Source organism: Tautonia sp. JC769, from assembly GCF_040717455.1.
Classification (GTDB): Bacteria; Planctomycetota; Planctomycetia; order Isosphaerales; family Isosphaeraceae; genus Tautonia.
On sequence record NZ_JBFEFH010000008.1, the window covers coordinates 89,350 to 107,562 of the forward strand.

Sequence of the window (18,213 nt, forward strand, 5' to 3'; positions counted from 1 at the left end):
CGCCAGCCTCCCGTCGCGCGTCGCACCGGTCCGGCCCGGAGATCCTCCCGTGCGTCGAGCATTGATCAGTGATATTCACGGGAATCTCGAAGCGTTGGAGGCCGTGCTTGATGATATTCAGCAGCAACGGATCGACGAGATCTTCTGCCTGGGTGACATCATCGGGTATGGCCCGAACCCGCGGGAGTGCATCGACCTCGTGATGCAGAATTGCGAGGTCTCGCTGCTCGGCAACCACGACGAAGGGGCCCTGTTCGACCCGAACGGATTCAACATCGGGGCGGAACGGGCCATCTTCTGGACGCGCGACCAGCTGGAGACCGGTGGCGACTCGGCACAGCGGGAACGGCGCTGGGATTTCCTCTCGGAATTGCACCGGACTTACCGGACCGGCCCTTATCTGTTCGTGCATGGTTCGCCCCGGAACCCCTTGAGCGAATACATCTTCCCGGAAGACATCTACAATCAGCGCAAGATGGAGCGGCTGTTCCAACTGGTCGAGCACTACTGCTTCCAGGGCCATACGCACGTGCCCGGCGTGTTTACCGAGGGATATCAGTTCTACGCCCCCGAGGAGATCGACCACGAGTACACGCTGGGAGACGGCAAGGTGATGGTCAACGTCGGCTCGGTGGGTCAGCCGAGGGACGGCGACAATCGGGCCTGCTACTTGATCGTCGAGGACGGCGCCGACCCCAAGGCCGGGACCGGGGGCGACGCGGAGGGCGGCGAATCGTCGTCGGCGCCGGTGGGGACGCCCCGGCTCTTCTATCGCCGCATCCCGTACGATTTCGAGGCGACGATCGAGAAGATTTACGCGATCTCCGAGCTGGAGCCGTTCCTGGGGGATCGGCTCCGCCAGGGACGCTGAGGTACGATCGTCGCGCGGTTCCGCCTGATTGAGAGAAGCGGGGCTCCCGGGGTCGGCCGGCCTTGCCGTCGCGGGGACCAACCGATCGGATCGGGGGCACGCGAGTCGAAAGGGCTCGGCGTCGGTGGTCGCAAGCTCTCCTGCTCGCCCTGTGCTGTGCTGCCCTGCCCTGCCCCGTTCTCGCGTCTGAGTCCGCCCCGCGTCTCGTCCTCGCCCCGGATTGTTGCTTGAGCGCGGTGGTGATTGTCCATGGCGGGTGTCCTCGGCCGCGTGCCAGCGGGCCAACACGCGTCAGAGGGCAATGAGCGAACGAGCCGCCCCCGTCGAATTGCCCACGGTGAGTTGGATTGATCGACGAGTCCTCCCCCCCGTCCTGCTTGCCTTGCCTCTTCCTCCGTTGATCCCCTGATCCCAAGGTTCCCGAGCCGATGAGCACCGAGCCGAATCCCAACCAGGATCCGAAGCGACTGTTCCTGTTCATGATCTTGTCGCTGATCCTGATCACCGGGACGAACTACACGCTCAGCCGCCTCGGCCTGCTTCCCGAGCGCGAGGTCGAGCCCGAGGCGCCGCAGGCGGCGAAGGCTGACCCGGCCGAAGCGGGCGGCGATGAGCCGGCCGACGCGGCGACCGTGGCCGACGCCGAGGGAACGGCCGGGGATGGCCCTGAGGCGGATGCGGCCGGAGACGAGGCGGGCGCGGGCGATCCCGCCGCGGTGACGGGGGCGGACGCGGAAGCGGTCGAGCAGGATCGACCGGCCGCCGAGGTGGACCCAGGGTTGCTGGTGCTCGGCTCGGTCGAGGAATCGGCGGCGGACGGCTACCATCTGCAGGTGGTGGCCGACCAGCGGGGGGCGAGCGTCCGCAGCATGGTCTCTGCGCTGCACAACGCCGAGTACGAGGAGGGCGAGCCTCGCGAACGGCCGATGACGCTGGTGCGATCGGTCATCCCCGAGCATCGACCCCTGGCCTTGCAGATGCTGTACGTGACGGAAGACGGCTTCTTCCGGCCGATTTCCGACCTGGATCGGCGCCCGTGGCAGGTGCTGGTCGACGGCGTCCCCTTCGACGAGCTGGAGGAGGCGGCCCGGGCCGGGGCCGATCCGGTCGCGATCGTCCGGGACGAGCAGGGCAACGAGATCGGCCAGGAGCTGAGCTTCCGCACGACGTTGAGCGAGCCGGCCGACCTGCCCCCGGTCATCGTCACGAAGACGTATCGCTTGCTGAAGGGGACCGATGCCGTCGCGCTCGACCTGGACTTCGAGCTGCCGGAAGGGGCAGGCGAGGCCAGGGAACTGCTCTACCGCCTGGATGGGCCGTCGGGCATTCCGATCGAGGGGGAATGGTACACGCATACCTTCCGCAATGCCTACTTCGGCAAGGGGAAGGAAGGAGATACGGTCGAGGTCTGGACCTATTCGTCGTATGACGTGGCGAAGAATCCCGGCGAGTACATCAATAACGTCTATCCGACCGTCTTCGCGGGCGTCGAGAACCAGTACTTCGCCACCTTCTTGAAGCCGAAGGCGCCGGCCGATCAGGTGGCCGAGGCGGTCATGACGGTGGTGGACTCGGATCCTCGCGAGCTGAAGAAGGCCGACGTGGCGGTGGATCTCGTCTCGAAGCCGGTCGAGGTCGAGCCGGGATCGACGACGACGCATTCGTATGACATTTTCGCGGGCCCGAAGACCGAGACGGCGCTGCTGCCGTTCGGCGCGGGAGAGCTGGGGATTTATCGGCAGGTGGGCCGGATCCCGGTCATCGGCTGGTTGCTGGACATGATCTGGGCGATCGTCGATCCGATCGTCGCGCTGCTGTCGGTCTACATCATCATCCCGTTGCTGGCGGGGATTTACTCCCTGACGGAGACGATCGCCGGCTGGTTCGGCGGGACGCGGGGGAGTTACGGCATCGCGATCATCTTGCTGACGGTCGCGGTCCGGCTGGCCCTGTTCCCGCTGAGCCGCAAGCAGGCGGCCTCGGCCAAGAAGATGCAGGACCTCGCCCCGCACATGGCGGCCCTGCGCGACAAGTACAAGGACGATCGCGAGAAGATCGCCCAGGAAACCTTCGCCCTGTACCGCAAGCACGGCATCAACCCGCTCGGCGGCTGCCTGCCGGTGTTCATCCAGATCCCGATCTTCATGACGCTTTGGCGGGTTTTGAACGTCAGCGTGTCGCTCAGGCAGGCGCAATTCCTGTGGATCGACAACCTGGCCGCGCCGGACATGCTGTTCAAGCTGCCGTTCACGCTGCCGCTGCTGGGGCCCTACTTCAACCTCCTGCCGCTCGGGGTGATCGGCCTGTTTTTGCTCCAGATGAAGCTGTTCACCCCGCCGGCCACCACGCCGGAGCAAGAAGCTCAGCAGCGGATCATGAAGTTCATGATGGTCTTCATGATGCTCATGTTCTATCGCGTCCCGGCGGGCCTGGCGTTGTACTTCATCACCAGTAGCGTCTGGTCGATCAGCGAGCGATTGCTGCTGCCGAAGGTGAGCAAGGCGACGACGATCGACACGGACGGCGAGGAAGGCACCGACCGCGACGGCAAGGGCCGGGGTCCCGGCGGCAACGGCAAGGGGCCTGACTCCAAAGGCGGATCGGGCGGGTGGCTCTCGCGGAAGCTGAACGACCTGATCCAGGAAGCCTCGAAGGAAACGACCTACCGCCGCGAGGAACTGGATCGGAGGCGGCGCGAGCTGGAACGCTCGGGGAAGGCTCCCGCCCCCGAGCCCGGTCGATCGCACCCCAACAAGAAACGGTCCAAGCCGGGCAAGCGTCGCTGAGCATCGACCCGGGGGGGAAGCGGGACGGGCGGGTCGAGTCCGTTCTGCCTCGCCTGCGGAGGGGGAATCGGGTGGGTGTGTCGGTACCGCATCGTTGTCCGGCCCCGGTGAGCCGAACTCGCGATGGACTCGTTTGACACGATCGACACGATCGCGGCGATTGCCAGCCCCCCCGGGCCTGCCTTGCGGGGGCTGGTGAGGCTTTCGGGGCAGGAGGCTCCGGCGATTGCTCGCGCCGTCGTGTGCCTGGACGGAGGCGAGGAGCCGGAGCAGAGCCGCCCGTCCTGGCGATCGGGGACGATCGACCTGGACGGCCTGCCGCTGGATGCGTCGGTGACGTTCTGGCCCGGGGCCCGGACCTACACCGGGCAGCCGATGGCCGAGATTCACACGACCGGTTCGCCCCCCCTGCTCCGCCGGGTGCTCGGGTGCTGTCTCGACCGGGGGGCACGGCTGGCCGAGCCGGGAGAGTTCACGCTGCGGGCGTTCCTCTCGGGGCGGATCGACCTGACGCAGGCCGAGGCGGTCCTGGCGGTCATCGACTCGCAATCGTCGGCCCAGGTCGAGTCGGCCTTGCAGCAGCTCGCCGGGGGGCTGGCCGGGCCGATCGAGCGGGTCAGGGATCGCCTGATCGACACGCTCGCTCACCTGGAGGCGGGGCTCGATTTCGTGGACGAGGCGGACGTGGACCCGATCGGTCGCAGGCGGTTGGCCGACGACCTGGCCCGCGACGCAGGCGAAATCGCGAGGCTGGCCGATCGGCTCCGGGGGCGTGATCGGCCGTCCGGGATGCCCCGAGTGGTGCTGGTCGGGCCGCCGAACGCCGGGAAGAGCCGCCTGTTCAATGCGCTGACGGGTGCCGATCATGCCCTGGTGTCTCCGGTGGCCGGGACGACTCGCGATTATCTCTCGGCCCCGGTGTCGTGCGACGGGCTGCAGGTCGAGCTGATCGACACGGCCGGGATCGATGAGACGCTGGATCCGATCGAGGCCGAGGCCCAGGCCCTCCGGGCCGCCCAGGCGGCGGGGGCGGACCTCCTGCTCGATTGCCGATCGGGCGATGCGTCGCACGGGGTGGAATCGCCCGATGACCGACCGAGACTGATCGTCTGGACCAAGGCGGATCGCTCGGTCCAGGCCCCTCCCGTGGGGGCCATCGCCACCAGCGCGGCGACCGGACAGGGGCTTGAATTCTTGAAATATGAGATCGCCGGAATGATTCGGGCGGGGGCCGCCGAACACGACCCGGCGGGGTTGACCTCGGCCCGATGCCGCGACGGCCTGGTGCGGGCGTCGAAGGCGATGGGGCACGCCGCCGAGGCGATTCGCCTCGATGCGGGGGACGAACTGGTGGCGGTCGACCTGCGCGACGCGGTCGAGGAACTCGGGCGGGTCATTGGCGCCGAGATCGACGACGCTATCCTGGATCGTATCTTCCGGCGGTTCTGCATCGGCAAGTGAGTCTGACATGCCCCGCGTCGTCGTGCTCGGATCGAGTGGTTACGATTTGACGATCCGCCTGCCGAGGCTCCCCCGGCCGGGGGAGACCCTGCTGGGCGGCGAATTGCTCCGGGGGCCGGGGGGCAAGGGGGCCAATGCGGCGATCGCGGCGCGGCGGGCCGGGGCCGAGGTGACCTTCCTGACCGCCCTGGGAGACGACGACTTCGGCCGATCGCTCGTCGAGCACGACCGGAAGGAGGGGATCGACCTGAGCTTCGCCCGGACGGTGGCGGGCGAGGCGAATCAGGTCGCCTTGATCTTCGTGGGGGACGACGGGTCGAACCTCATCGGGGTCGCCCCGGGAGCCAGCGCCCATCTGACCCCGGAGGACATCGACGCCCTGCCCGATGGGGCGTTCCCGGCCGGCGGCGTCCTGCTCGCCTGCCTGGAGGTGCCGGTGGCGACGGTGGCCCGCGGCCTGGCCCGAGCGAAGGCGAGGGGCATGACGACCGTCCTGAACCCGGCGCCGGCCGATCGGGCGATCCTGGAGAACGGTATCCTCTCGCATGTCGACTTCCTCACGCCGAATCAGGAAGAGGCGGCCGAGCTGGCCGCCCTGCCGGCAGGGCGGGTCGAGCAGGCGATCGAGGCGGCCAAGGTACTCCGGGACCGGGGAGGGTGCGGGGTCATCGTCACGCTGGGGGCCCGGGGGTGCCTGGTGCTCGGCCGCGACTGGGGTCAGAACCTCGTGCCGGCCCCGGAGGTCAGGGCGGTGGACACGGTCGGCGCGGGTGATGCGTTCAACGGGGCGCTGGCGGTGGCCCTGGCCGAAGGGCTCGGCCCGGTCGATGCCGCGGTCTTCGCCTGCGCGGCCGGATCGCTGGCGGTCACCCGGCCCGGTGCTCAGGGTGGCCTGGCAAGCAGGCAAGAGATTGAACAGGTGCTCGCCGAAAGATGATTCCCTGCGCAAGTCATTGACGGGAGGTGATCGATGGTCGGCAGGATCGCACAGGCTTTCCTCGGTCTCGTGGCGCTGGCGCCGGTCGTTCACGGCCAGGACGCGGTCCCCGAGCCCCCGGCGGACGGGCAAGAGGCGGGGGCGGACCGGGAATATTCCCGGGAACTGGCCGAAGACCTCGCCATGCTCGAGGCCATGCTTCGGGTCCGAGAGACGCGCGTGAGCGAGGCGGACCGGCAGGTCGGATTCGAGCGGGACATCCTCCAGGCACTCCGCGAGCGTCGCGAGGCCGGGGGGATCCCCGCCCGGATGGTCGAGGAGGCCGAGGCGCGGCTGGTCGGGGCCGAGGCCCTGGTCGAGGCCCGACGGGCGGACCGCGATGAGCTGGCGATCCGGCTGGAGCAGGTTCGGCGGATTGCCGACTCGCCCAGCCCGGAACCGGACCTGGACGAGCAGCGGGCCCGGCTCGACGACGAGGTGCGGATTCGAGAGGCCCGGTTGCGTGCCCGAGAGGCGCGCGTGGAGGCCGCCGAGGCCCAGCTCTCGGCCGAGGAACATCAACGCGAGCAGTTCCGCGAATCGGTCCGGAGGGGTACTGAGGGGCCGGGCCGGATCCGCCAGGCGTCGCATCGCGTGTCCGAGGCGGCCGCCCGGCGCGATACGATGATCGCCGAGCGCGATGTCGCCCGCCTGGTGCTCGATCGGGCGACGCGGCGCCTCCAGCAATTCGACGACCCGGAGGCGAGCGACCCGCTCGTCAATCGGCCCGGATCGGAGGATCTGTCGGCTCGGGTCAATGCGCTGGAGTCGCTGGTCGAGATCCTCCGGGACGATCTCTACCAGGTCCACTGGGAGTTGCAAGGGCTTCGGAATCGTATGCCCTGATCCGATTGCCGGCTCACGCAGGCGACCTTGGCCACCGGGAGTCTCGCCATGACTTTGCTCTGCTCGATCGTGTTGGCTGTCTCGATGTGGGGCGAGGGCCCGACGGGACGTCAGGAGCCATCGGAGCCCCAGCCCCCGGTCACCGATTCGGAGACGGCGGGGGGACCCGGGGGAGGCCCGGAGGTGGAGATCCCCGCCGACGTGTCCGACACGATCCGGGAGCGGCTACAATTGCTGGAGAACCGGCTCCGGGTCCGGGACGTTCGGGTCCGGGAGGCGGAACGGTTCCTCGAACTGGAGCGAATGATCCTGGAGGAGAACCGGAGGCAGCAACGCATCGGCGGGGTGGCCCCGCGACAGGTGCAGATCCTCGAGGTCCGCGTCGCGGACGCCGAATCGCAGCTCGAGTCGCGTCAGGCCGAGCGGGCGCAGTTGGCTCGGATGCTCGACGCGATGCGACGGCGGGTGATGGCTCGGAGCCCCGAGCCGGATGTCGACGAACTGCGGGCCGCGATCGAGGGGGATATGCTCGCGTCCCAAATTCGGCTCCAGGCCCAGGAGGCACGACTCAGGGCCGCCGAGTTGCAGGTCGATTCGGAACTCGCCAGTCAGGAGAATTTCCTCCAGGCGGTGCGGGACGGATTGAGCTCGCCCATGGCCTTGCAACAGGCCTTCTACCGGGTGGCCGATTCGCGGATCTGGCGCGACCTGATGGAGGCTGAACGGGACGCGGCCCGCCTCGCCTTCGAGCGTGATCGGCGCCGACTGAGCGACTTCGACGAGGGGAAACGCGACGTGGAGACCGCCGTGGAAGAGCTGGCCAATCGGCTCCGCTGGCTCGAGAACGAGGTGCAGATCCTGCGCGACGAGAACTACTTTCTGGAGGAGAGCCGGCGGCGAAGTCGATACGGTCGCCACGATCGATTTGGCCGGACGGGGTCGACGGAGCCTTGATATGGTCGGGTTTCGACGTGACGATCGAGTCTTCCTCATCGTCCTCGGAGCATCACCATCATGAATCGCTTGCCGTTGCCGGCCCTGCTGCTCGTTGCCACCATGACCAACCTCGCCCATGCCCACGACCGCCCGACCGGGCCGATCCACAAGAGCCGGTCGGCCGTCCTAGCCCGACACGGGATGGCGGCGTCGAGCCAACCGCTCGCCGTCCAGGCGGCCATCCGCGTGTTGCAGGAAGGCGGCAATGCGATCGATGCGGCGATCGCCGCGAACGCGGTGATCGGGGTCGTCGAGCCGATGTCATGCGGGATCGGTGGCGACCTGTTCGCCATCGTCTGGGACGCGAAGTCGGGCAAGCTGCACGGATTGAATGCGTCCGGCCGCGCTCCGGGGCGTGCGTCGATCGAATTGTATCGGTCTCAAGGGCATGAGTATGTGCCGGTGTATGGTCCGCTGAGCTGGTCGGTTCCCGGTTGCGTGGACGGCTGGGCGACCTTGCACGAGCGATTCGGGTCGGTCCCTTTCGCGGACTTGCTGGCCCCGGCCATTCGGTATGCCGAGGGCGGATTCCCGATCAGTGAGGTGATCGCCGCGAACTGGAAGGACGACGAGGCGCGGCTTGCGGAGGTGACGTCGTCGGCGGAATGCTTGCTCCCCGGTGGCAAGGCCCCCGGATTCGGGGACGTCTTCCGGAATCCGGACCTGGCCCGGACGCTGCGGGTCATCGCGGAGGAAGGCGCGGCGGCGTTCTATCGGGGGGGGCCGGCGAAGGCGATCGTGGCGTACTCGGACGAGGTCGGGGGCCTGTTCACGCTGGACGACTTCGCGAGCCATGAGAGCACATGGGTTGATCCCGTCTCGACCAACTATCGGGGTTACGACGTCTGGGAGCTGCCGCCGAACGGCCAGGGGATCGCGGCGTTGCAGATGCTGAATATCCTCGAACCCTTCGACCTGGCGAGCCTCGGCCATAATACGGCCGAGACGCTGCACCTGATGATCGAGGCCAAGAAGCTCGCCTTCGAGGACCGGGCGACCTATTACGCGGATCCGGCCTTCGCGGAAGTACCGGTCGATCGACTGATCTCGAAGGCATACGCCGAAGGGAGAGCGGCCCTGATCGATCCGGAGCGGGCGATGACGGAGCTTGAACCGGGACCGATGCAGCAAGGGGATACGATTTACCTCACGGTCGTTGACAAGGACTTCAACTGTGTGAGCCTGATCCAGAGCAATTTCCACAGCTTCGGCTCGCAGCACGTGGTGCGGGGCCTCGGGTTTCCGTTGCAGAATCGGGGCTCCTGGTTCGCGCTCGATCCCTCGCACGCGAACCGGCTGGAGCCGGGGAAGCGGCCGTTCCACACGATCATCCCCGCCTTCGTGACGAAGGACGGGAAACCCTGGCTGAGTTTCGGCGTGATGGGCGGCGACATGCAGCCGCAAGGGCATGTGCAAGTGCTCTGCAACATGATTGATTTCGGCATGGACGTCCAGGAGGCCGGGGAGGCTGCTCGGTTCCGTCACTTCGGCTCATCGGAGCCGACGGGGCAACCGGGCGAGGGGGGCGGGGCCGTCTCGCTGGAATCGGGGATCGGGCCGGAGGTGCGGGAGGCCCTGGAGGCGAAGGGGCACCGGATCGACGATCGCCCGGGAAGCTACGGCGGGTATCAGGCGATTCGGATCGACCTGGAGCGAGGGGTACTTCAGGGAGGTTCCGACCCCCGGAAGGACGGCGCGGCGATCGGCTATTGAGGCCGACCGCGGGCCCGAGTCGAAGCTTGCCGCGGAGGTCGCGGACGCGAGCGAAGCACTCGCTCGACCCGATGCGTCCAGGGCATCGGGTCGATGCGGGGGAGTTCGATCGGCGATGGGTTTCCATGCGGCGAATCGAGCCGGATCGAGAGCGGGAGTGGATCGATCGGCTAGGGTAACGGGCGGTGGACGTAATAACTGCTCAAGGCCCGGACCCGGCGCACCTGATAGGAGACCACGAACCCTGACGCCGCGAGGGCCGAGGCGAAGACGAAGTGTCGGTAAGGGGCGTCGTAACCCTGCTCGGGGAGTCCCTCCCTGATGGCGAGCGCCGCATAGCCGGCGACCGAGAGGAAGGTGGTGAGCCAGACCGTCCGCTCCTGGAACCAGAGCCCCGAGGCCGAGACCAGGAGGAAGTAGCCGGAGACGAGCGCGGTGTTCAACCCCTGGATCTCGTAGACGAGCAGGCTGAAGAGCAGGACATCGAGGGCCGACCAGGCATAGCGGGCCAGGGTCGCCCAGCGTTGCCGGTGCAGGAGTCGCTGGCAGAGAAACGAGGCGAGGGCCCAGATGACCACCATGGCGATGGAGCGAGACGACGCCGATCGGGTGGAGGTGATCAGGGTGTGGTTCAGGTACACGATCAGGCCGCAGGCGGCCATGGTGCCCAGTCGGGAGGCGAGGGCCGGCTCGCGGCGGGCCCAGCGACGGAGGCGGTGCCAGGGGCCCCCCCGGGTCGCCTCGACGGGCTCACCCCGGAGGAAATGGTCGAGGTCGTCGGCGAGGTCGCCGGCCGAGGCGTAGCGGTCGACCGGGTCCTTCTCAAGGCACTTGAGGCAGATCTTCTCCAGCGGTCGGGGGATCGCCGGGTTGAGGTCTCGGGGCTGGGGCGGTTCCCCCTCGATGACCTGGACGAGGGTCTCGAGCGCGGCCTGGCCGTCGTGCGGGGGCCGACCGGTCAGGCATTCGTAGAGGATCGCGCCCAGGCTGTAGATGTCGCTGCTCGGGCCGACGTCGTGCCCCTTGCCTGCTGCCTGCTCGGGGGCCATGTAGCCGGGGGTGCCGACGATGGCGTTCGAGGCCGTCATCGCGTCTTCGGTTTCGAGGAGCTTGGCCAGCCCGAAGTCGGAGACGTTGGGGTTGCCGGCCTCATCGATCAGGATATTGGAGGGTTTCAGGTCGCGGTGGATCATCCCCTGGCGGTGGAGGTAGTGGACGGCTCGGGCGACGATCATCACCAGCCGAGCCGTCTCCTCGATCCCGGGGCGGCACTCCCGGATCACCTGGGCCAGGCTCCTGCCGGCGACGTACTCCATGGTGAAGAAGTGCTGGCCCCGGTGCTCGCCGACCTCGTAGATGCCGACGATGCTCGGGTCTCGGAGCCGGGCCGCCGATCGGGCTTCGGCGTAGAAGCGGGCGATCTGCTCGTGCGAGGCCAGGTGGCTCGACAGGATCATCTTCAAGGCGACGATGCGCTCGAGATCCTTCTGCCTCGCCTTGTAGACCACCCCCATGCCGCCGCGGCCCAGCTCGCAAATGAGCTGGTACTTGCCGAAGTCGCGGGCCACGGCGATGAGCGACCGGGGCGGTTCGTCTCGGAGCGTGAAGCCGTCATCCTGGCTGGGGAGGGCATCGGGGGAGATGGTGGCCGTGTCCCGGAGATCGGGCGTCTCGTAGTCCTCCGGCGCGGAGTCACCGACCGGCGCAGCCTGGACCGAACCCAGAGATGAGGGAGTCGGATCGTGATTCATTTCGAAACGCTGCGCAGGCTGGATGGGTTCAACGGTCCGAGGTGTCGGGCAACGTTCGCCGATTATCGCGCATTGACGCGTGAAGAACCAGTGGTGATCGCGGGCCTTGGACGATCCGGCGTCAGGCCGAAGAGGCGCCTTCCGCGGGACGCTTCCAGATGCCGAGGACCGATTTGCCGAGCCGATAATTCAGCAAGGGGTCGACCACGCGAGAAGCCCTGACCAGATAGCGGTCCCAGAAGGCGATCTGCCTGGGGTTGGGCATGGCGCTGTTCAGGACCAGGCGATTGCCGAGCGAGGCGAGCAGACCGGCCGTGTCGAGATACCGCAGGCGGACGCGATCCAGCCCGGGGGGGGAGAGGGCGGCGAGCGATCGCTTGCTGTAGCGTCGGTAATGGCCGATCGCCTGGTCGAACGGGGTGAAGAGCCACTGATGGGCCGGCGAGAGGACCGCGAGATGCCCGCCCGGCTTCAACAGGGCCGCAGCCCGGGCGAGTTCCTCGGCGTCGTGTTCGATGTGTTCGACCACGTCGATGTAGAGGATCGAATCGAAGGAGTCGTCGGAGAGATCCGCCGTCGTGCCGACGGAGACCCGGCAGCACGGCGGCAACGAGCCGTCGGCTATGGACGCGGAGAGCCGATCGGCGAGGGCCTCGTCCGGCTCCAGGCACACCCATCGCCGGTGATTGCCCTTGCACAGGAACCGGGTCGTCCCGCCGAACCCGGCGCCGACCTCAAGCACCTCGGCGCCGAGGAACGGGGCAAGCTGGCGCCGGAGGTTGGACTTCCAGACCCGGGCGTCGGCAAAGAGGTCAAGCTCCGAACCCTCGTAGGTGTACTGGCTCATGATTCACCCGGATAAAGATTGCGAAGCGGGGCGGCGAAATAGCGGTAATCGCGGATGGGCAGGAACGTCAGCCCTTGCCTCCCGCTGAGGGTTACGAAGCAGAACAAGAGCGCCAGCATGACCGCCTGGGCGAGGAGCACGAGCGAGATGCCGACCGCCGTGGTGGCCCAGCCGGGGATGGCCAGCGGCGTCACCAGTCGCACGATGACGGCGGCCACGGCGCCGAGGAGCACCAGCAGGATGAGCACGAATGCGACCATCAGCATGCGCACGCCGATCAATTCGCTGTGGACCGAGATGGCGCTCAGCCCGTGGACGACGAGGCGGACGAAGTTCATGGTGGGCTTGCCGTGCAAGCGGCGGGCTCGGACCGTCGGGACGCTGCAATGCGGCTGTCTCGAATTGAACGCGGCGGCGGCGTAATGATTCCAGAGCTCCGAGACGACCACCAGGCGATCGAGCACCGATCGCGGGATGACGCTGAAATTGCCGACCCGGACATCGAAACCGGTCAGGAGTCGGTGGGCCATGCGGTAGAGGTGGTAGAAGAATCGGAATTTCAGGGACTCGGAGCGGCGGGTGCGGTCGGCGAAGACGATTTTCCGGCGATGCTCGGCGCGATAACGATCGAGCATCCGGGGGATGTCGCGGGGGTCGTCTTCCCCGTCGCCATCCATCACGACGAGGGTCTGGCATGCCGACAACTGATCGGCGACCACGGCGAGGCCGATGGCGATGGCGCGCTGATGCCCCAGGTTTCGCTTCAAGGGGAGGATCTGGACACGCCCGATGGCCTGATAGGACCGGGCCGCGTGCTGGGGTTCCGTGGACGAGCCGTCGTCGATCACGAGGACGTCTGCCGACAGTCGGTGCGCTTGCAGGACGCGGTCGATTTCCGGGAGGAGCAAGTCGAGGGCGACCCAATCGTTGAAGACGGGGATCATGATGACGAGCGGATTGCCCGCCGTTCGTGCGTCGAGGTCGTCGAGAGCACTCATCGGGGGGATCGGCCTCCCGGGGCCGACGGTCCTCCGGGGATGTCGGGGGCCGGCCGATGTGGGGTCGGAAACGGTTTACCTGGATCGATCGGGGATTCGAGGCATCATCCGTTGTGCCTCAAGGCCGGAGTGTCCCGCGCCGCTCCCGATCGATGATGATGGTCGTACCACAAGGCCTGGAACCTCGCAAGCGCGATTCGAGGCGAGGAGATCCGGGCCGGCCCGAGGGCTGCGACATCACGCGGATTTTAGATTCCCGAGAGCCCGTAAGCGTCGCCGTAGCGGGAGCGAAGCGACTGGATCAAGGGTCTCGAGTCGGGGGCGGATCCGGTGGCCTCCGCGATGAGATCCGCAGGTCGATAGCGACGGGCGTGATGGTGGATCCGGTGGCGGAGGCAGTCGAGCAAGGGTTGGGTGTCGCCTCGGGACAGGAGCGTGTCGAGATCGCCAAGGGATCGGGACGCCGCGTCGAACAGTTGGGCGGCGTAGACGTTCCCGAGCGAGTAGGTCGGGAAATACCCGATCAGGCCGGCCGCCCAGTGAACGTCCTGGAGGCAGCCGTCGGCGACATCGGGGGCGACGACGCCGAGGTCGCGGCGGTAGGCATCGTCCCACGCTCCCGGGAGCTCGGCCGGGGGGAGGTCGCCCGAAAGCAAGGCCCGTTCGAGGTCGAAACGAATCATGATGTGGAGATTGTAGGTGACTTCGTCGGCCTGGGTGCGGATCAAGGACGGCTCGACCCGGTTCACGGCGCGGTGGAATTTGTCGAGATCCGCGGAGCCGAGCACGCCGCGGAAGAGGCGCTTGACGATGGGGAACCAGAAGATCCAGAAGGCCCGCCCGCGGCCCACGAGGTTTTCCCAGAGCCTCGATTGCGACTCGTGGATGCCGAGCGAGACGGATTCTCCCATCGGGGTGCCGAAGCGATCGGGGGGGAGCCCCTGCTCGTAGAGACCGTGGCCGACCTCGTGCAAGACCCCGAAGAACGATTCCTCGAAGTCGTCGGGGCGATAGCGGGTGGTGATCCGGCAGTCTCCCGGCGCGATCCCCGAACAGAACGGGTGGGCCGAGGTGTCGAGGCGCCCCCGGTCGAAATCGAACCCGATTGAGGCGGCAACGAGCTCCCCGAGGGTGCGCTGCGTCTCGATCGGGAAGGTTCCCCGGAGGATCGACGGATCGGGACGGCTTGATGACCCGGCGATGGCCTGGACCAGCGGTATGAGGTCGGAACGCAGGCCGGAGAAGAGCGTGGAGAGTGTGGCGGCGGTGGCCCCCGGCTCGTACTCATCGAGGAGCGCATCGTACAGGTCGCCCGATTCGTGGCCGACACATTCGGCCTCGCGTCGCTTGAGGGTGACGATCCGATCGAGCCAGGGGAGGAATCTCGGGAAATCGCGGGCACGACGCGCCGCAACCCATTCGTGTTGCGCCGTCGAGGTGACGCGGGCCAGTTCCTCGACCAGTTCGCGGGGCAACTTGGCCTTCCGATTGAAGGCTCGCCGGAGTTCCCGGACGTTGACGGCCTCGGGGGCCTGAGGGTCGGCGATCAGGTCGGACTCCTCGACGGAGTGGAGCAAGGCTTCGATCCTGGGGTCGGTGGCGCGTTCGTGCTCGAGGCCGGCGAGCATGCCAAGCTGTTCGCCGCGGAACGCAGAGCCGCCGTCCGGCAGATAGGTTTGTTCATCCCAGGAAAGCAAGGCCGCGCACGAGGCGAGGGTGGACCACTCGCGGCTCCGTTGAATCAACTCGTCGTAAGCGGCCTTCGCGTCCACGTCGGAAACTCCTTGGGAAAAGCGGGGCGGTGCCGAGCGCACGCCCTTGAACAGGACCAGGGTGAGCATGGGGATTCTGAGCGATTCCGAGGTGTTCGATCAAGTCGTTCGCGTCGCGATGCCCGGGGCACGAGGGGAAACCGGGCGGGATTGGGGCGGGAGAACGAAGACCCCGGGTCGAGGAGAATCGTCGCGGACACTCGATGTTTCGCGAAACGGGGCGCACAATCATGCAAGCGAACTGAGCGTCCAACGCGATTGGCGGCTTCGCACGTTGAGACCCCTGGAGTACGGATCCCGATGAGCAGGTTGCAACCCTATCTGGCGGTCGCGGTCATTGGTCTGGTCGTCGCGGCGATGGCTCCTCCGGCCGAGGCCCAGGGAACTCTGGCCGATTATCGTCGGGCCGATGAGCTGCCGGGCAGGATCCGAGGGACGGTCTTCAAGACCCGGATTCGACCGCACTGGTCGCAGGATTGCTCTCGGTTCTGGTATCGGAATGACCTTCACGATGGCAGGCGTGAATTCGTCGTGGTCGAGCCCGATCGGGGGATTCGGCGGCCGGCGTTCGACCATGAGCAACTCGCCAGGTCGCTGGCCGAGGCCACGGGGGAGGCGGTTGAGCAGGATCGATTGCCGATGGATCGGCTCGAATGGGCCGACGATCATCATTCGATGCTGTTCCGAGCGGCGGATTCGTGGTGGCGGCTCGATGCCGAGACAGGGGAGCTGGAGGTCTCGGACGGGACCGATCGGCCGGCCGCTCGCCGCTGGGAGTCGGTCCCTCGGGCCAGTCGACGAACCGGGCAGGAGACGGAAATCGTCGTTGTGAATCGTACTGAGGATTCCATCACCTTGGTCTGGCTCGACCCATCGGGCCGCTCGCGATCGTACGGGTCGATTCTGCCCGGCGGGGAGCGTCGGCAGCACACCTTCGGGGGGCATGTCTGGTCGATCGAGGATGGGGAAGGGGTTGAGATCGACCGGTTCGAGGCGGAGGACCAGCCTTCCCGGTTCGAGGTGACGGGAATCCAGGGCGAGCCGCCCCCCCCTCCCCGAGAACGGCCGAGCCGGCGGCGGTCGGACCGAGCGACCGCGAATCTGTCTCCGGACGGCCGGTGGGAGGCATCGGTCCAGGATCATAACGTGGTGGTGCGTGATCGGGAGTCGGGCGACGAGTTCCGACTCACCCGGGAAGGCACGGAGGAGGACGGATATGAGGATCGGGTCTACTGGGCACCCGACTCGCGAAAGCTCGTCGCCATGCGGAGGGCGAAGGGGGACGATCGAAGGGTGTATCTCATCGAGTCGTCGCCCCGGGACCAGGTTCAGCCGAAGCTCGACTCCTATGAGTACCTCAAGCCAGGCGATCAGGTCGCGATTTCCAGGCCGCATCTGTTCAAGATCGAGGAGCGTGAAGAAGTCCCGATTTCCGACTCGTTGTTCGCCAATCCCTGGCGCATCAACGACGTGCGATGGTCACCGGACTCGTCTCGATTCACCTTCGTCTTTAACGAGCGAGGGCACCAGCATCTCAGGATTCTTGCGGTCGATGCGGCGACGGGAGGGGTTCGCACCCTCGTCGAGGAGGCGAGCGAGACGTTCATTGACTACAGCCAGAAGTACTTTTGCCGGTATCTGGACGGGACGGGGGAGATTCTCTGGGCCTCGGAGCGTGATGGTTGGAACCATCTCTATCTGTTCGATGCGCAGACCGGCGGCTTGAAGCATCGGGTCACTCGGGGAGAATGGGTGGTTCGGGGGGTCGACTGGGTGGATGAAGACGCTCGGCAGATCTGGTTCCGAGCGGCGGGAATCGTGCCGGATCAGGACCCGTATCAGATACACCACGCCCGGGTGAATTTCGACGGGAGTGGCCTCGTGCTCCTGACCGAGGGGGACGGCACGCATTCGATCGAGCATTCGCCGGATGGCCGATTCGTGATCGACACCTACTCGAGAGTCGACATGCCGCCGATTACGGAGTTGCGATCGGCCGAGGATGGCATGCTGATCTGTGAATTGGAACGCGCGGATGCGTCTCGATTACTGGCGACCGGATGGCAGGTTCCTGAGCGGTTCGCGGCCAAGGGTCGCGACGGCGAGACGGACATCTACGGGGTCATCTTCGGGCCCTCGGACTTCGACCCGACGCGGTCCTACCCCGTCGTCGAGCAGATCTACGCCGGGCCCCAGGGAGCATTCGTCCCCAAGGAATTCTCACCCCTGCACGGCCCTCAGCAACTGGCGGAGCTCGGGTTTATCCTGGTTCAAATCGATGGGATGGGCACGAACTGGCGGTCGAAGGCATTCCATGACGTCTGCTGGCAGAATCTTGCCGACGCGGGGTTTCCGGATCGCATCGCCTGGATGAAGGCCGCGGCGGTCGATCGCCCGTACATGGACCTGTCGCGGGTGGGAATCTTCGGAGGATCGGCGGGAGGTCAGAATGCGCTGGGGGCCCTGCTCTTTTACCCGGACTTCTACAAGGTGGCCGTCGCTGATTGCGGTTGCCATGATAACCGTATGGATAAAATCTGGTGGAACGAACAATGGATGGGATGGCCCGTCGGGCCGCACTATGAACGGTCGTCGAACGTCGAAAACGCTCATCGATTGCGCGGGAAATTGTTGCTGACCGTCGGCGAGTTGGACCGAAACGTCGATCCCGCGTCAACGATGCAGGTGGTCGACGCATTGATCCGAGCGGGGAAGGATTTCGATTTGCTCGTCATCCCCGGGGCGGGGCACGGGGCCGGAGGGGGGCGTTACGGGGATCGTCGCCGTCGCGATTTCTTCGTGCGGCACTTGCTCGGGGTCGAGCCGCCGGATTGGAATCGGGGTGACGTTCCCGACGCCGGTCTCACAGAAGGAGGCATGTGATGCGTGAGGGATCGGACGCGGTCTCCGGGCGTTGACGCGATGGGAAGGCCACTTGCGACCGGAGCCGGGCTTGGGCCACCCTGTAAGGGAGGTCCGGGCTGCCTTCGGAAGGGAGGACTTTCGAGCGATTCCGATCGGTTGGGAGCTACCTGACCTGACGAGTCGGGATTCCACCGTTCATGCTGGGGTGTTCAACCCTGTCGAGAAATGAGCGGTTCGGGCGAGTCATCACGACGATTTGACAACGCAAGCCCTGCTGATAGACTAAATCTAAAAATTTGCCCAGCCGTTCTTGTTGCCCGGGACTTCCTGG

Annotated in this window: 12 protein-coding genes; 8 read left to right on the forward strand and 4 right to left on the reverse strand. The window is 66.7% G+C overall.

Annotation, left to right across the window (positions count from 1 at the left end):
• Nucleotides 1-49 precede the first annotated feature (49 nt).
• The 7 genes from AB1L88_RS10585 to ggt all read left to right on the forward strand — a co-directional run bounded on the left by AB1L88_RS10585 (nt 50) and on the right by ggt (nt 9,649).
• A complete protein-coding gene (locus tag AB1L88_RS10585) occupies nt 50-871 on the forward strand; it encodes a metallophosphoesterase family protein (protein ID WP_367096623.1) in 822 nt (273 codons plus the stop codon).
• Between the two features lie 428 nt (nt 872-1,299).
• Nucleotides 1,300-3,657 (forward strand): YidC/Oxa1 family insertase periplasmic-domain containing protein, encoded by a 2,358-nt coding sequence (locus AB1L88_RS10590; RefSeq protein ID WP_367096624.1) that lies wholly within the window; start codon nt 1,300-1,302, stop codon nt 3,655-3,657.
• 123 nt (nt 3,658-3,780) lie between these two features.
• Complete coding sequence (locus tag AB1L88_RS10595; protein WP_367096625.1) at nt 3,781-5,118, forward strand: tRNA modification GTPase; 1,338 nt, start codon at nt 3,781-3,783, stop codon at nt 5,116-5,118.
• A 7-nt stretch (nt 5,119-5,125) separates the two neighbouring features.
• Nucleotides 5,126-6,055 (forward strand): ribokinase, encoded by a 930-nt coding sequence (locus AB1L88_RS10600; RefSeq protein ID WP_367096626.1) that lies wholly within the window; start codon nt 5,126-5,128, stop codon nt 6,053-6,055.
• A 33-nt stretch (nt 6,056-6,088) separates the two neighbouring features.
• On the forward strand, nt 6,089-6,940 hold the full coding sequence (locus AB1L88_RS10605) for a hypothetical protein (RefSeq protein ID WP_367096627.1): 852 nt from the start codon (nt 6,089-6,091) through the stop codon (nt 6,938-6,940).
• Nucleotides 6,941-7,123: 183 nt separating this feature from the next.
• Nucleotides 7,124-7,894 carry a hypothetical protein gene (locus tag AB1L88_RS10610; RefSeq protein WP_367096628.1) on the forward strand — a complete coding sequence of 257 codons (771 nt, stop codon included), beginning with the start codon at nt 7,124-7,126 and terminating at the stop codon, nt 7,892-7,894.
• A 60-nt stretch (nt 7,895-7,954) separates the two neighbouring features.
• The gene (ggt, locus tag AB1L88_RS10615) at nt 7,955-9,649 is read left to right on the forward strand and encodes a gamma-glutamyltransferase (RefSeq protein WP_367096629.1); all 1,695 of its coding nucleotides are present in this window, start codon (nt 7,955-7,957) and stop codon (nt 9,647-9,649) included.
• A gap of 170 nt (nt 9,650-9,819) precedes the next feature.
• On the opposite strand, the gene AB1L88_RS10620 is transcribed toward ggt, so the two are convergent.
• From AB1L88_RS10620 to AB1L88_RS10635, 4 genes are all read right to left on the reverse strand, one after another.
• Nucleotides 9,820-11,400, reverse strand: coding sequence for a serine/threonine-protein kinase (locus AB1L88_RS10620; protein WP_367096630.1), 1,581 nt, complete (start codon nt 11,398-11,400; stop codon nt 9,820-9,822).
• Nucleotides 11,401-11,521: 121 nt separating this feature from the next.
• Nucleotides 11,522-12,247, reverse strand: coding sequence for a class I SAM-dependent methyltransferase (locus AB1L88_RS10625; RefSeq protein WP_367096631.1), 726 nt, complete (start codon nt 12,245-12,247; stop codon nt 11,522-11,524).
• Nucleotides 12,244-13,245, reverse strand: a complete 1,002-nt coding sequence (locus AB1L88_RS10630) for a glycosyltransferase (protein ID WP_367096632.1) — start codon at nt 13,243-13,245, stop codon at nt 12,244-12,246. Before AB1L88_RS10630 ends, AB1L88_RS10625 begins: the two co-directional genes overlap by 4 nt.
• A 248-nt stretch (nt 13,246-13,493) precedes the next feature.
• Nucleotides 13,494-15,017, reverse strand: a complete 1,524-nt coding sequence (locus AB1L88_RS10635; protein WP_367096633.1) for a carboxypeptidase M32 — start codon at nt 15,015-15,017, stop codon at nt 13,494-13,496.
• A 300-nt stretch (nt 15,018-15,317) separates the two neighbouring features.
• Between AB1L88_RS10635 and AB1L88_RS10640 the strand changes: the two genes are divergently transcribed.
• A complete protein-coding gene (locus tag AB1L88_RS10640; RefSeq protein ID WP_367096634.1) occupies nt 15,318-17,900 on the forward strand; it encodes a prolyl oligopeptidase family serine peptidase in 2,583 nt (860 codons plus the stop codon).
• Nucleotides 17,901-18,213 lie beyond the last annotated feature (313 nt).